The following is a 14,200-nucleotide window of genomic DNA, read 5'->3' as shown; positions in this document are numbered from 1 at the left end:
ATCTGGCCACGCGGGCGGGTGCCGACGTCCGAGATGGCGGTGCTGTTGTGCACCGCTGACGCAATTAATCCGAACACGTACAATCTAGATCTGGCAAGGGGTGGAGGCCTCTTTTTTCGTCGGCTCCGGCCTGGCTCGGCATCCTGGTAGCCCTGACCTGCCGCTTCCTGGATGCCTGCCTGTCACTTCGGATCCATCATCCGAACTGTCGATGAATGTAGAGGGCATGGAACCTTGTGCTGGGGGATCCGTACGTGTTCGGATCACTTCCATTCGCATCCGGCCCCGCAGCCCAGGTCTCGACAGGCGCGATCCCGCACGCGTTCGGTCGTACGGCCGCAATTCACAGGAGGACTACGCGAGATGACTGTTTCCGTACGGCTCGACCAGCAGGGAATGTCCCGCTGGGTCTCGACGGACGACCCGATCACCGCGACGGACGTCGGTGAACGCTGCACCCCGGAGGCGATCGAGAAGGCGATCTCCCGGCTCGACGGGGTCAGGGTCACCTCGGCGACGGTCAACACCAGCGGGCGGGCCAAGAATGCGCCGCCGATGTTCGAGGGTGGCCCGGAACAGCCCGCGTTCGTCGAGGGTCTGCCCGACTTCTGCGACGTCCGTGTGGAGCGGACGACGCCTGCCGGGCACGTCGCGGAGATCACCGTGTGGGTGCCGCTGGAGTGGAACGAGCGGTTCTTCGGCACCGGCGGCGGAGGGTTGCGCACCTGGATCCCGTGGCTGGACCTGGAGGGGTTCCGGATCGTGTCGTTGCCCGTGGCACTCCGTAACGGATTCGCCACCGCGATGACCGACGGCGGCGTCCGTGATCCGCGCCCCGGCACGTACGCGCTCGATGAGAAGACCCGGGAGATCGACTGGGAGTTGCTGCGCGACTGGTCCTACCGCGCCACCCACGACATGACCGTGATCGGAAAGGCGGTCACCGAGGCCATCCACGGCGTACCGCCCCGCTACTCCTACTTCTCCGGCTGCTCGGGTGGCGGCCGGCAGGCCATGGCCGAGGCGCAGCGGTATCCGGAGGACTACGACGGGATCTGGTCGGTGGATCCGGCGATCAACTGGACCAAGTTCGTTCCGGCGGAGATATGGCCGGCCCTGGTGATGAAGGAACTCGGCAACGTCGTCACTCCCGCGAAGTTCGAGGCCTTCCGCGCGGCGGCGACCCGTTCAGCCGGTGCGATCGACCCCGCTCAGCTGGTGGGCACGCAGACCCCCGACGGTGAGATCACCGAAATGGACGCCGAAGTTGTCCGGAAGATCTGGGAGGGCCCGCGCACGGCGGACGGCGAGTTCCTCTGGTACGGGCTGCACCCCGAAGCCGAGAGCTGGGGGGCGAACCTCTCGCAGGGCGGCCTGGCCTGCACCACCGAGGTGGATGGCGAGTTGGTACCCGTACCCTTCTTCATCGCCACGGACGTACTGGGCGCCTATCTCCTCCGCGACCCCGAATGGGACTGGAGGACGCTGACCTTCGAGCAGTTCCGCGAACTCTTCGCGCGCTGCGTCGAGGAGTTCGCCGACTTCGCCACGGACGACCCGGACCTGTCCGGCCTCCGCGACAGCGGCGGCAAGCTCATCCTCACCCACACCACGGGCGACGAGGTCATCTTCGCCCAGGGGAGCACCGACTACTTCCAGCGCGTCCACCAGGAGATGGGCGGCCACGAGCAGGTCGCCGACTTCGCCCGCCTCTTCATGGGCTCGGGCGTCGGGCACGGCTACGTCACCGCCACCTCCCCCGGACCCACGATCGGCGGCACGATGACGGCCCTGATGCGGTGGGTCGAGGAGGGCGTCGCACCGGACGAGATCCCCGCGCAGGGTTACGACATGGAGGCCGGCAAGGTCACATTGAGTCGTACGATCCCGGCTTTCCGGTAGGCGCCGCGTACACAGAGGCGGCCGCTGCTGCGGACCTCGCGGACGGCGCCTTCGCGAAGCTCGTCGGGATACGTCCGTGGCGCTGGCACTTGCTCGTGCGCCCCCTTACGCCAAGACCATAGACCTGGCTTCAGGGGATCGTGCCCCTTGTCGTGGTGTAGCCGATCAAGGTGTGGGAGTGCGCGGGCGTTTGCCCGGGGCGCACACCTGATGGGGGTGGCCGCTCCCTGACCAAAGGCGGGCCACCGGGCAACTCTCCCTGCTAAAACGCCAGTTCAAGAAAAGGAAGGCTACGCGAGATGACTGTTTCCGTACGGCTCGACCCGCAGGGAATGTCCCGCTGGGTCTCGACGGACGACCCGATCACCGCGACAGACGTCGGCGACCGCTGCACCCCGGAGGCGATCGGGAAGGCGGTCTCCCATCTCGACGGGGTCAGGGTCACCTCGGCGACGGTCAACACCAGCGGGCGGACCGAGAATACGCCACCGAAGTTCGACAGCATCATGGAGCTTCCCCCGTACATCGAGGATCTGCCCGACTTCTGCGACGTCCGCCTAGAGCGGACCACTCCTGCCGGGCACGTCGCCGAGATCACCGTATGGGTGCCGCTCGCGTGGAACGAGCGGTTCCTCGGCACCGGCGGTGGAGGGATGCTCACCTCGTCTCCGTGGATCGAAATTGAGACCTTCCGGGTCGTGCCGATGCCCGTGGCACTCCGTAACGGATTCGCCACCGCGATGACCGACGGCGGCATCCGGGACCCGCGGCTGAACGCGTACGCGCTCGACGAGAAGACCCGGGAGATCGACCGGGAGTTGCTGCGCGACTGGTCCTACCGCGCCACCCACGACATGACCGTGATCGGCAAGGCGGTCACCGAGGCCATCCACGGCGTACCGCCCCGCTACTCCTACTTCTCCGGCGCCTCGGGAGGCGGCCGGCAGGCCATGGCCGAGGCGCAGCGGTATCCCGACGACTACGACGGCATCTGGTCGGTGGATCCGGCGATCAACTGGACCAAGTTCGTTCCGGCCGGAGTATGGCCGGCCCTGGTGATGAAGGAACTGGGCAACGTCGTCACTCCCGCGAAGTTCGAGGCATTCCGCGCGAAGGCGGTCGCGGCGGACCGTGCCGTCGACCCCGCCGAGCTGGTGGGCACGCAAACCTCCGACGGCGAGATCACCGAACTCGACGCCGAAGTCGTAAGGAAGATCTGGGAGGGCCCGCGCACGGCGGACGGCGAGTTCCTCTGGTACGGGCTGCACCCCGAAGCCGAGAGCTGGGGGGCGAGCATTTTGCAGGGCGGCCTGGCCTGCACCACCGAGGTGGACGGCGAGTTGGTCCCCGAACCCTTCATCATCGCCAAAGACTGGATAGGCGCCTACCTCCTCCGCGACCCCGAATGGGACTGGAGGACCCTGACCTTCGAGCAGTTCCGCGAACTATTCGCCCGCAGCGTCGAGGAGTTCGCCGACTTCGCCACGGACGACCCGGACCTGTCCGGCCTGCGCGACAGCGGCGGCAAGCTCATCCTCACCCACACCACGGGCGACGAGGTCATCTTCGCCCAGGGGAGCACCGACTACTTCCGGCGCGTCCACCAGGAGATGGGCGGCCAGGAGCAGGTCGCCGACTTCGCCCGCCTCTTCATGGGCTCGGGCGACGGGCACGTCTACGTCACGGCCACCTCCGCCGGTGCCACGATCGGCGGCACGATGAGTGCCCTGATGCGGTGGGTCGAGGAGGGCGTCGCACCGGACGAGATCCCCGCGCAGGGTTACGACATGGAGACCGGCAAGGTCACATTGAGTCGTACGATCCCGGCTTTCCGGTAGGCGCCGCGTACACAGAGGCGGCCGCTGCTGCGGACCTCGCGGACGACGCGTTCGCGAAGCTCGTCGGGATACGTCCGTGGCGCTGGCACTTGCTCGTGCGCCCCCTTACGCCAAGACCATAGACCTGGCTTCAGGGTCGCTACGAGACGGGGTGCAGCTCACCGAGCATCGCGTAGCGAAACCTGTCCTGCTCGTGCCAACACCATCGAAAGGTACATCGTGAGTGAAGAACTGACGTGGTTGCCAGCCTGGCGAATAGCGGCGCTTGTCGCGTCACGGGAGGTGTCACCTGTGGAGGTGACACGACATTTCCTGGACCGGATCGCCAAGCTCGACCCGACGCTTCATGTCTTCGCCAATGTCGACGCCGAAGGTGCCCTCGAACAGGCCCGACGAGCGGAAGAGCAGGTAGCAGGCGGAGGCCCGATCGGTCCACTCCACGGCGTGCCATTCGCGGTGATGGACATGGTCAAGGCGAAGGGCATGCGCTCGGCACCTTGGAAAACTGACAGCGTTGGGCGGGACAGCATTCCTGTCGAGCGACTACGTAAAGCCGGCGCCATCCTGCTGGGCACCGTCGCCACCTACTTTTTCGAACCCGGCGAGCGTCCCCGTAACCCCTGGGACACCAGCCGCGAACCTGGCAACTCCAGCAGAGGAAGTGGGTCCGCGGTTGCGGCAGGAATGGTGCCGTTCTCTCTTGGCCAGGATTCCGGGGGATCAACGCGCCTGCCGGCTGCATGGAACGGAGTTCTCGGACTTCACCCAACACGCGGCTTGATCCCTTACGTCGACTACGACAAGGCCTCGTTGATGTTGATCATGTCCGTCGGACCACTGGCCCGTGACGTCCGCGATTGCGCGATCGTCACGCAGGTGCTGGCGGGCCCGGATGGCAGGGACCTCAACGCCATCCAGGACGATCCGCCGAACTACCTCTCGAACCTGGAAGACGGCGTGGCCGGACTCCGCTTCGCATGGACCGACGACTTCGGGTGGTCGAGCGCAGTCGCCCTCGACGAAACGCCCAAAGTCAACGCAACTGCCCGGACGGCGGCATACAACCTGAGGTCCCTCGGCGCTGAGGTGACCATCACCGGTGAGGAGTGGGAGCCCTCTTGGGATGCACTGATCACACTCATCGCCGCGTTCGAGCCGGTGAACAACGCCCACCTCGTCAAGCCCAGCGAGTTCGTGGAACTTCAAGCGAAGCTGGAAAAAGCGCGCGGCCTGGATCTGGAACCCCCGGTTCCTGTACCCGACCTGGCAGCCCCTTCCTCTGAGGAGTACGAAGCGGCAACAGCCCTGCGGGATCGCGTCTGGCAAACCACAATGCGTGTGCTACGGGAGAACGACATCCTCCTCAGCCCTACCACGCCGATCCTCCCGAAGACCCTCGACGAGTGGGGCCTACTAGGAGGTGGCCTCGTGCCAACCTATGGTGCCCACACAGGGCTGTTCAATCTGCTCGGGTTCCCGGCGCTGACTGTACCGTGCGGGTTCGTCGACGGCTTGCCCGTCGGCCTACAGATGATCACGCGACCCGGTCGCGAGGACCTGCTCTTCAGAGCAGCCAAGAGTTACCTCGATGCCTTCCCCCAAGTGACCCGCCCCGCTGTGGCGGTGTAGCCCGTCACCAACAGTCTCGAAGCGCGACGCGATCGAGCTCATGCGCTCGTCGGGGCGGACAGTGACCGATGTCGCCCGCGAGTTGGGGAGAGCCTGCGGGGGGTAGGTCACGCAGGCCTGGGCCGCCGAGGCTGGCCCGGCGACGGCCGCCGACCGAGTGGCGGGGACGATCGGAACGAGGAGTTGAGGCAGCTACGGAAGCTGCCGGCGGAACAGGCGAAAACATTGAAATCCTAAAGTGAGCGACTGCCTTCTTCGCGAAGGACAGCGATCGGTGAGCGACATCTGCCGATGAATTCACGCGGAGAAGGCCAAGGCCAACTTCACGGTCGTGCTGCTGTGCCGGGTGATGAAGACCGCCCGCTCCAGCTACTACGCCTGGGTCGCAGGCCCCGAGGCCCTCGGCCACGAGATCACCGTGCCGGCCCCAGCCGAATTCGATCGGCTCGGAGGCCGGAACCGATTCGGTGACGCCAAGCCATCATCCCACTCAACATTCCCTCGGGGCTCAGCATTCAGTCCGCTCGGCAGGCGAGCGGAGAGGTGTTGCGGTCAACAGCCCACGCCAGCAGCGAGGCACCAGTAGCGGCGAGGGACCTGGTACGGCGACCACTCGTTAAATGATCCATCTGCTGCGATACATCACGGAGACACCAACTCAGGAGGTTCTTATGGAACAGCAGGCAGCTGGTCAAACGGTCCCCGGTAGCGTTACGATTCGGCCTCCCTTCGATCCAGAGATAGAGCCAATTCTCGCCGCGCTGGAATCATTCCCGACCCTCACCAGCGAATCGCTGGCGACATTCCGGAAGTTGGTCTCAGGGCCACCTCCGGGGGTGGATCCGATCGACTTCACTGTCGGGGGGGCTGTGCGCGTCGAAGAGCGTCAGGTGCCCGGACCTGAGGGTGCCCCGGATATCACGTTGGTGATCCTCCGCCCGTCCGCCGGCGCGTCGGGTCTGCCAGGCATCTACCACACGCACGGCGGAGGCATGGTCGCATGCAACCGATTCACCGGAGTCGATCAATTCCTGCCGTATGTCGCCGAGGGGAAAGCTGCCATCGTGTCAGTCGAGTACCGGCTCGCACCTGAGCATCCCGATCCGGCACCAGTTGAGGACTGCTACGCAGGCCTCCTGTGGACGGCAAATCATGCGGATGAGCTGGGTATTGATGCGCAGCGTCTGCTCATTGCCGGAATCAGCGCTGGCGGCGGTCTGGCTGCGGGCGTCGCACTACTTGCGCGAGACCGCGGATTCCCCACCCTGAGCCACCAACTGTTGCTGTGCCCCATGCTTGACGACCGACTAGAGACTCACAGTAGTCGGATGCTTGACGGCGAGGGCGCCTGGGATCGCAACGACAACCTGTTCGGCTGGAACGCTCTCCTTGGCAGCCGGCGTGGCGGCCCAGACGTCAGTCCCTATGCCGCACCCGCACGCGCCACCGACCTGTCCGGTCTACCGAGAACGTACCTTGAATGCGGATCGGCCGACGGTTTGCGGGACGAGACCCTGACCTATGCCGCTCGACTGTCTCAAGCTGGAGTGAGCGTCGACTTGCACCTGTGGGGCGGCGGCTATCACGGGTTCGAAGCGCTGGCGCCGCATGCGGCGATCTCACGCGCGTGCCTGGCAGCACGAGACGAGTTCATGCGCCGCGCCATCGGCCCTGATGGGACGTGCCGGACATGAAGGAATTGCAAGGAATTGCGGGGACGGGTAGCGGTCGTAACTGGCGGGGCCAGCGGGATCGGTCGAGCGATCGGCGCGCTCGCCGCAGCTGAAGGTATGCGCGTGGCGCTCATCGACATCGACCCGGCTGTGCACCAGACGGGAGAGGAGCTCCAACGTGGTGGCGTGGAGGTGCTCACCCTGGAGGCCGATGTCAGCAATCGGACCGCGGTGCTCGAAGCGGCCGATCGAGTCTACGACCGGTTCGGAAGTGTCGAGCTGGCCGTACTCAATGCCGGGGTCAATTGCGTCCAGGCGATTTCCACGATTAGCGGCGCGGTCTGGGACTGGCAAATTGGTGTGAACATCGGCGGTATCGTCAATGGGATCATCGCCTTCCTCCCGAAGATGATCGACTCCGGCAGCGAGGGCCACCTGGTGATGACCTCGTCAATGGCGGGGCTCATTGGTGCCGCCTACACGGCTCCTTATGTGATGGCGAAGGGCGGCATTATCAGCCTTGGAGAAGCGTTGTTCGCGGAGATGCAGGCAGATGGCGTGCCGCTCGGCGTTTCGGTGCTCTGCCCGGAAGCAGTTGCTACTGGCATCGCAAATGACGAAGCACATCGGCCGGCCGGACTGCCCACGCGCTACGAGTTGGACCCCCGATTGGCTGATCAGCGCAAGATGGTCGCGGAAATACTTGCGGCCGGCGCTTCTCCTGACGCCGTCACGGAGATGGTGTTCAGAGGTGTGCGCGAGAACCAGCTTTACATTCTCACCCACCCTGAATACGCAAAGCAGATGGTGTGGGCTCGGGCTGAGGCCATGGCGTCCGGAAAGAACCCAGTGACTCCTACGATCGAAGAATTCGCGCCTGGGCACTGAGGGGGTCGACGCTAAAGCGCGCAGAGCAGGTATTCGCCGTAAGGCGACACCGTACTCTGACGTGGCCCATCCTATTCGCTGAGGAGCAAGTGTGAGATCAGCACCGCTCTATCGTCCGATCAGCACCGAGCAGTGGGTGCCGAGGGAAGACTTGGCGCGGGACCCGCGGGGACTCGATGGTTGCACGGCCGAGGTCATCGCCGCGGCGGTTTCCCATCTCGAGGGTGTCGAGGTCGTCTCGGTCGCGCTCAACACAAGCGGGCGCTTCCAGCCGCCGTCGCCGAGCGTCCCTGGTGCGCCTCTATCGCCCGAGATCACCGACCTGCCCGAGTTCTGCGATGTCCGCTTGCATCAGGCGGGTCCAGGCGGACATGTCGCTGAGGTGATCGTGTGGCTGCCGCTGGACTGGAATGGCCGGTTCCTTGGTGTCGGTGGCGCAGGGAACCGAACCGAACCTTTGTGGGCTCTGGCGTACTCAGTGCCCATGCGAGCGGCGACCATGCATGGCGCCCTGCGCAACGGCTTCGCCGTCGCGGCGACCGACTCCGGCAACCGGGAGGAGGGCCTGATCGATTGGGGGCTCGATCCCGAGACGCGGCAGCTGGACCGGGACCTGATCGAGAACTGGCTGCACCGCAGCACCCACGAAATGACCATCGTCGGCAAGTCGGTCACCGAGGCGGCCTACGGGGTGGCTCCCATCCACTCGTACTATCACGGCTCCTCCGGTGGCGGACGGACAGCGATGATGCAGGCCCAGCGTTACCCGCGTGACTATGACGGGATCTGGGCTGTGGACCCGGCGTTGTACTGGAGCCGGTTCGTCCCCGCGGCAATGTGGCCGGCCCTGGTGATGAAAGAGGAGAACAATCCGCTGCCGCCGGCGAAGCTTGCGACCTTCCGCGACGCTTTCCTGAGCGCCGTGACCGGACCCGGCGGCGATCATTTCCTTCCCGACGTCACGGTTCCGGACTGGGCTACGGAGAGCATCGTCGGAACTGATACCGAGGCCGGCGTGATCACCGAGGCTGATGCCCGGGTGATGCGCAAGATCTGGGACGGCCCGAGACGCGCTTCCGGCGAGCGGTTGTGGTACGGCTTGCGTCCGGGCACCGAGTGCTGGGGTGAACTGCTCGGGCGGCTGCCTGGAATCGGAATGGCTGGCACCGTGACCGTCGACGGTCAACTGCAGCCGGCGCCGCATGTGTTGCCGCTGAGTTATCTCGGCGCGTGGGTAGCGCGGGAACCGGACTGGGACTGGACCACCCTGACGTATGAAAAGTTCGAGAAGCTCTTTGATCGCAGCGTGGCTGAGTTCGCCATGCTCGACACCGACGATCCCGACCTCTCGGGTCTGAGCGACGCTGGCGGAAAGGTGCTGCTGACCCAAGGCCTGACAGACGAAACCATCTTTCCAGAGGGCGCCCTTCACTACTACGAGCGGGTTCTCGACACGATGGGTGGCCACGAGAATACGGACCCATTCTTGCGGCTCTACCTGTGCGCCGGCGACGGGCACTGCCATCTCGCGGGAGACGGTCCCGGTCTGTCCAGGGCCGCTGGCATGACGGCGCTCATGAACTGGGTCGAGCACGACATCGCCCCCGACTCGATCATCGGCGAGCGCTACGACCCAACGACCGGCGCCCTGCTCGACACCCGCCCACTATTCGCCTATCGCGCCTCGTGAACCCCGTACGAAGCCGCGGAAATGTGATCGTGTCCCGCCGAGCCGTATAGCCGGTCTGGGCTGTGGAACGCGCGGGTGTCTACTCGGCAGGGCTGATTCAAAGGCGTGGTGATCATGCGTCGGTGCTGGTCAGTTGATGTCCAGGAGCTTGAGCGGGTGAGTGAGGGTTCGTAGGAGGCTTCGCGGAGTCCGGCGGCGATGTTGCGGTGGCCCGCAGCGCGGAGGGCGTTGATCGCGAGGTTGCGGAGGGTGGCCATGTTGGCCGGCCCGTGCCCGGTACGGACCTTCGAGGCGTCCTCGGAGAAGGTGGTGTCCCGGACGTGGTGCAGCAGGTTCTCGATCGTCCACTGCGAACGGGCCATCCGGGCGATCTTCTGCGGGGAAGCTTCGGCCGAGGTCAGATCCGTGATCGCGTAGCGGTCTCGCGTGTGCACTTCCCGCTCGCGGCATCGACGCTCTCGACGACGGCCGAACGATTCAGAGGCGACAGCCCTTGTCCATCGCAGGGCTGGTCCGGATATGGTCCGGATCTTGCTCACGGTGCCCCTCGGCAGACGTCGGCGGGATGAAGGAACTGGCTTCACCGCCGGCTCTACGCATCGACGAAGTGGGCCACCAGTACACCCTGCCGCCCCGGGGGCGAACCCGACAGTCAGTGACCGCGCTCGATCCACGCGTCGAGATGCGGCGCCTCGGCGCCGATCGTGGTGTCGTCCCCATGTCCGGTACGCACCGTGGTTTCGGGCGGCAGCGTCAGCAGACGGTCGCGGATCGAGCGGATGATCGTCGGGAAGTGCGAGTACGAACGTCCCGTGGCCCCCGGCCCGCCCTGGAACAAGGTGTCTCCGGTGAAAACCGTGGCCAGTTCCTCAGCGTAGAGACACACCGCGCCTTGAGTGTGCCCGGGGGTGTGCAGGACCGTCAGTTCCGTCCCGGCGATGGTGAGACGGCGGCCGTCCGAGAGGTAGCCGTCGGGATCCCGGTCGGGATGCGTGTGTTTCCACAACAGACGGTCGTCCAGGTGCAGGAAAATCGGCGCACCGGTGCGGTCGGCCAGTGACGGCGCGGCGTCGATGTGGTCGTTGTGGGCGTGGGTGCACACGATGGCCGTAAGGCGACGGTCGCCGACCGCCTCGGCGATGGCGTCGGCGTCGTGGGCCGCGTCGACGACCAGTGCCTCGTGGTCGTCACCCACGATCCAGACGTTGTTCTCGACGTCCCATGTCCCGCCGTCCAGTGAGAAGGTCCCGGCGGTGACGACCCGCTCGACACGTACGGCCCCGCTCACAGCATCACGACCGAGCGCAGGACGTCGCCGTGGTGCATCCGCTCGAAGGCCCTCTCCACCTCGTCGAGTTGGATGGTCTCGGTCACGAACGCCTCCAGGTTTAGGCGGCCCTGCAGGTGCAGGTCGATGAGCATCGGGAAGTCGCGGGAGGGCAGGCAGTCGCCGTACCAGGAGGACTTCAGGGCGCCGCCGCGTCCGAAGACGTCCAGGAGGGGGAGTTCGAGCTTCATCTCCGGGGTGGGTACGCCGACGAGGACGACCGTGCCGGCGAGGTCGCGGGCGTAGAAGGCCTGCCGGTATGTCTTCGGGCGCCCGACCGCCTCGATGACGACGTCCGCGCCGAAGCCGCCGGTCAGCTCGCGGATCGCCTCGACGGGTTCGGTCTGCTGGGAGTTGACGGTGTGGGTGGCGCCCACGGCGCGGGCTGTGGCCAGCTTGCGGTCGTCGATATCGACGGCGATGATCTTCGCTGCCCCGGCCAGGTTCGCCCCTGCAATCGCCGCGTCCCCTACACCGCCGCAGCCGATCACCGCGACCGTGTCGCCCCGGCCGACGTTCCCGGTGTTGATCGCGGCACCGATCCCGGCCATCACGCCGCAGCCCAGCAGTCCGGCGACCTGTGGGGCGACCGACGGGTCGACCTTGGTGCACTGCCCGGCCGCGACCAGTGTCTTCTCCGCGAACGCGCCGATACCGAGTGCCGGGGAGAGTTCCTGGCCGGTCGAGGCCAAGGCCATCTTCTGCGTGGCGTTGCGCGTGTTGAAGCAGTACCAGGGCCGGCCGCGCAGACAGGCCCGGCAATTCCCGCACACCGCCCGCCAGTTCAGGATGACGAAGTCCCCGGGCTCAACGTCGGTGACCCCCTCGCCGACCGACTCCACCACGCCCGCCGCCTCGTGGCCCAGCAGGAACGGGAAGTCGTCGCTGATGCCGCCCTGCTTGTAGTGCAGGTCGGTGTGACAGACCCCGCATGCCTGCACCTGTACCACGGCCTCGCCCGGGCCTGGATCGGGCACCACGATCGTCTCCACCCGTACCGGTTCGTCCTTGCCCGCTGCGATCACGCCGCGTACTTCCTGCGCCATGGGTCAACTGCCTTTCTGGGATTCCGAGTAGTCGTGGAAGCCGCGCCCCGACTTCCGGCCGAGCAGCCCGGCTTCCACCATGCGCAACAGCAGCGGAGGTGCGGCGTGCAAGGGCTCCTTGAAGTCGGCGTACATGGCGTCGGCGATCGCTGCGAGGGTGTCCAGGCCGATCAGGTCGGCCAGGCTCAGCGGGCCCAGGGGGTGGGCGCAGCCGAGGACCATGCCGGTGTCGATGTCCTCCGCGGAGGCGAAGCCGGACTCCAGCATCCGGATCGCGGAGAGCAGGTACGGCACCAGCAGGGCGTTCACCACGAAGCCCGCCCGGTCCGGGGAGCGGATCACCTGCTTGCCGAGCGTGCCGGTTACGAACTCCTCTGCGCGGGACCGGGTCTGAGGACTCGTCAGCAGGGACGGCACGATCTCCACGAGGCCGAGGACCGGGACCGGATTGAAGAAGTGCACCCCGATCACCTGGTGCGGGCGCGTGGTGGCCCTGCCCAGTTTCATGATGGGCAGTGAAGAGGTGTTCGACGCGAGCAGCGCGTCCTCGCGTACGACGATGCGGTCGAGGGCGGCGAAGAGGTCGAGCTTCACTGCCTCGTCCTCGGTCGCCGCCTCCACCACCAGGTCCCGGTCGGACAGGTCCACGAGGTCGGAGGTGACCCGCGCCCTGTCCAGGGCGGCGTCGCGCTCCTCACCGGTGAGCTTGCCGCGCCGTACGCCCCGGTCGAGCGAGGCGGCGATCCGGGACCGACCGGCCTTGGCCGCCTCCTCGTTCACCTCGTGCACCACGACGTCCAAGCCGGCCCGGGCGCAGACCTCGGCGATGCCCGCGCCCATCAGTCCGCAGCCGACGACGCCGACCCTGCGCACGTCCGCGCCCGGCCCAGCGCTCACCGGAAGGCCGCCTGCCCCGTCAGGGCTTGGCCGATCATCAGCGTGTGCATCTCGACGGTGCCCTCGTAGGTCAGGATCGACTCGAGGTTGTTGGCGTGCCGGATGACCGGGTACTCCAGCGAGATGCCGTTCGCGCCCATGATGGTGCGGGCCGTACGGCAGATCTCCAGCGCGCTGCGGGTGTTGTTGAGCTTGCCGAAGCTGACCTGCTCGGGGCGCAGCCCGCGGTCGTCCTTGGCGCGGCCGAGGTGGAAGGCGAGCAGCGTGCCCTTGGCCAGCTCGATGGCCATGTCGGTCAGCTTGGCCTGCGTCAGCTGGAAGCCGCTGATCGGGCGGTCGAACTGGACCCGGTCGCCCGCGTAGGCGAGTGCCGCTCGGAACGACGAGCGGGCGGCGCCCATGGCGCCCCAGGCGATGCCGTACCGGGCCTCGTTGAGGCAGGACAGCGGGCCCTTCAGCCCTCGTACCTCCGGCAGGACGGCGCTCCCGGGCAGCCGTACGGAGTCCAGGACCAGCTCGCTCGTCACCGATGCCCGCAGCGACATCTTGTGCTTGATGGCCGGAGCCGAGAAGCCGGGGGTGTCGGTGGGCACCACGAAACCGCGGATGCCGTCGTCCGTGCGGGCCCAGACCACCGCCACGTCGGCGACCGACCCGTTGGTGATCCACATCTTGCGACCGTCGAGAATCCAGTCGTCGCCGTCGTGGCGGGCGGCGGTGCGCATGCTGCCCGGGTCGGACCCGGAGTCGGGCTCGGTGAGGCCGAAGCAGCCGATGGCGGTGCCGGCGGCGAGGCGGGGAAGCCACTCCTCCTTGTGCTCCTCGGACCCGAACGCCCAGATCGCGTACATGGCCAGCGAACCCTGGACCGAGACGAGGGAACGCAGCCCGGAGTCGGTCGCCTCCAGTTCGAGACAGGCAAGGCCGTAGTCGACCGCGCTCATACCGGCACAGCCGTAGCCCTCCAGGTGCATGCCCAGCAGGCCGAGCTCGCCGAGTTCCTTGGTGAGTCCACGGATGTCCTCGACCGCGCCCTGCTCGAACCACTCGGCGATGTGCGGTTCCACGCGGCGGTCGCAGAAGGTGCGGACGGCGTCACGCACGGCACGCTCGTCCGGGGTCAGCAAACTGTCGATCTCCAGAAGGTCGAGGGGGTCGGCCGGACGGCCGGAGTTCTGCGCGTGCATCGGGGCTCCAAAGCGAAGAGAAGCGAGGAGAGATGAGAGGAGACGAGAGGAGAGCAGAGGTGAAGGGAGATGGGATGGGGAGGGAGGCCGCCGGTCCTGAGGGGGAGTTGGCCGACGGCCCCC

Annotated in this window: 11 protein-coding genes; 6 read left to right on the top strand and 5 right to left on the bottom strand. The window is 66.6% G+C overall.

The window, feature by feature from the left end; translation table 11 throughout:
* The first annotated feature begins 363 nt into the window (after positions 1–363).
* From JIX56_RS05885 to JIX56_RS05860, 6 genes are all read left to right on the top strand, one after another.
* On the top strand, positions 364–1,902 hold the full coding sequence (locus tag JIX56_RS05885) for a tannase/feruloyl esterase family alpha/beta hydrolase (RefSeq protein WP_257537700.1): 1,539 nt from the start codon (positions 364–366) through the stop codon (positions 1,900–1,902).
* Between the two features lie 299 nt (positions 1,903–2,201).
* The gene (locus JIX56_RS05880) at positions 2,202–3,740 is read left to right on the top strand and encodes a tannase/feruloyl esterase family alpha/beta hydrolase (protein WP_257537699.1); all 1,539 of its coding nucleotides are present in this window, start codon (positions 2,202–2,204) and stop codon (positions 3,738–3,740) included.
* Between the two features lie 219 nt (positions 3,741–3,959).
* Positions 3,960–5,369, top strand: a complete 1,410-nt coding sequence (locus JIX56_RS05875) for an amidase (protein WP_257537698.1) — start codon at positions 3,960–3,962, stop codon at positions 5,367–5,369.
* A 671-nt stretch (positions 5,370–6,040) separates the two neighbouring features.
* Positions 6,041–7,063, top strand: coding sequence for an alpha/beta hydrolase (locus tag JIX56_RS05870; RefSeq protein WP_257537697.1), 1,023 nt, complete (start codon positions 6,041–6,043; stop codon positions 7,061–7,063).
* Between the two features lie 15 nt (positions 7,064–7,078).
* Positions 7,079–7,930, top strand: coding sequence for an SDR family NAD(P)-dependent oxidoreductase (locus tag JIX56_RS05865; RefSeq protein WP_257537696.1), 852 nt, complete (start codon positions 7,079–7,081; stop codon positions 7,928–7,930).
* A gap of 91 nt (positions 7,931–8,021) precedes the next feature.
* Entirely contained in the window at positions 8,022–9,620 is a 1,599-nt protein-coding gene (locus tag JIX56_RS05860; RefSeq protein WP_257537695.1) for a tannase/feruloyl esterase family alpha/beta hydrolase, read from the top strand.
* On the opposite strand, the gene JIX56_RS05855 is transcribed toward JIX56_RS05860, so the two are convergent.
* The 5 genes from JIX56_RS05855 to JIX56_RS05835 all read right to left on the bottom strand — a co-directional run bounded on the left by JIX56_RS05855 (position 9,605) and on the right by JIX56_RS05835 (position 14,077).
* Positions 9,605–10,159, bottom strand: coding sequence for a transposase (locus JIX56_RS05855; protein ID WP_257537694.1), 555 nt, complete (start codon positions 10,157–10,159; stop codon positions 9,605–9,607). The two genes, JIX56_RS05860 and JIX56_RS05855, sit on opposite strands and share 16 nt — an antisense overlap.
* A 113-nt stretch (positions 10,160–10,272) precedes the next feature.
* Positions 10,273–10,908 (bottom strand): MBL fold metallo-hydrolase, encoded by a 636-nt coding sequence (locus JIX56_RS05850; protein ID WP_257537693.1) that lies wholly within the window; start codon positions 10,906–10,908, stop codon positions 10,273–10,275.
* On the bottom strand, positions 10,905–11,993 hold the full coding sequence (locus JIX56_RS05845; RefSeq protein WP_257537692.1) for an S-(hydroxymethyl)mycothiol dehydrogenase: 1,089 nt from the start codon (positions 11,991–11,993) through the stop codon (positions 10,905–10,907). Before JIX56_RS05845 ends, JIX56_RS05850 begins: the two co-directional genes overlap by 4 nt.
* 3 nt (positions 11,994–11,996) lie before the next feature.
* Positions 11,997–12,890: a 3-hydroxybutyryl-CoA dehydrogenase gene (locus JIX56_RS05840; RefSeq protein WP_257537691.1), complete on the bottom strand. Its 894-nt coding sequence runs from the start codon at positions 12,888–12,890 to the stop codon at positions 11,997–11,999.
* Complete coding sequence (locus JIX56_RS05835; protein WP_257537690.1) at positions 12,887–14,077, bottom strand: acyl-CoA dehydrogenase family protein; 1,191 nt, start codon at positions 14,075–14,077, stop codon at positions 12,887–12,889. The genes JIX56_RS05840 and JIX56_RS05835 overlap by 4 nt, the downstream gene beginning before the upstream one ends.
* Positions 14,078–14,200 lie beyond the last annotated feature (123 nt).

Origin of the sequence: Streptomyces sp. CA-210063 (assembly GCF_024612015.1) — a bacterium.
GTDB lineage: Bacteria > Actinomycetota > Actinomycetes > Streptomycetales > Streptomycetaceae > Streptomyces.
This window is presented reverse-complemented; position numbering and strand designations above follow the sequence as displayed.

Excerpts from the sequence above, each read along its gene's own strand:
- JIX56_RS05885 (WP_257537700.1), top strand. The coding sequence starts at position 364 with ATGACTGTTTCCGTACGGCTCGACCAGCAGGGAATGTCCCGCTGGGTC.
- JIX56_RS05880 (WP_257537699.1), top strand. The coding sequence starts at position 2,202 with ATGACTGTTTCCGTACGGCTCGACCCGCAGGGAATGTCCCGCTGGGTC.
- JIX56_RS05870 (WP_257537697.1), top strand. The coding sequence starts at position 6,041 with ATGGAACAGCAGGCAGCTGGTCAAACGGTCCCCGGTAGCGTTACGATT.
- JIX56_RS05845 (WP_257537692.1), bottom strand. The coding sequence starts at position 11,993 with ATGGCGCAGGAAGTACGCGGCGTGATCGCAGCGGGCAAGGACGAACCG.
- JIX56_RS05835 (WP_257537690.1), bottom strand. The coding sequence starts at position 14,077 with ATGCACGCGCAGAACTCCGGCCGTCCGGCCGACCCCCTCGACCTTCTG.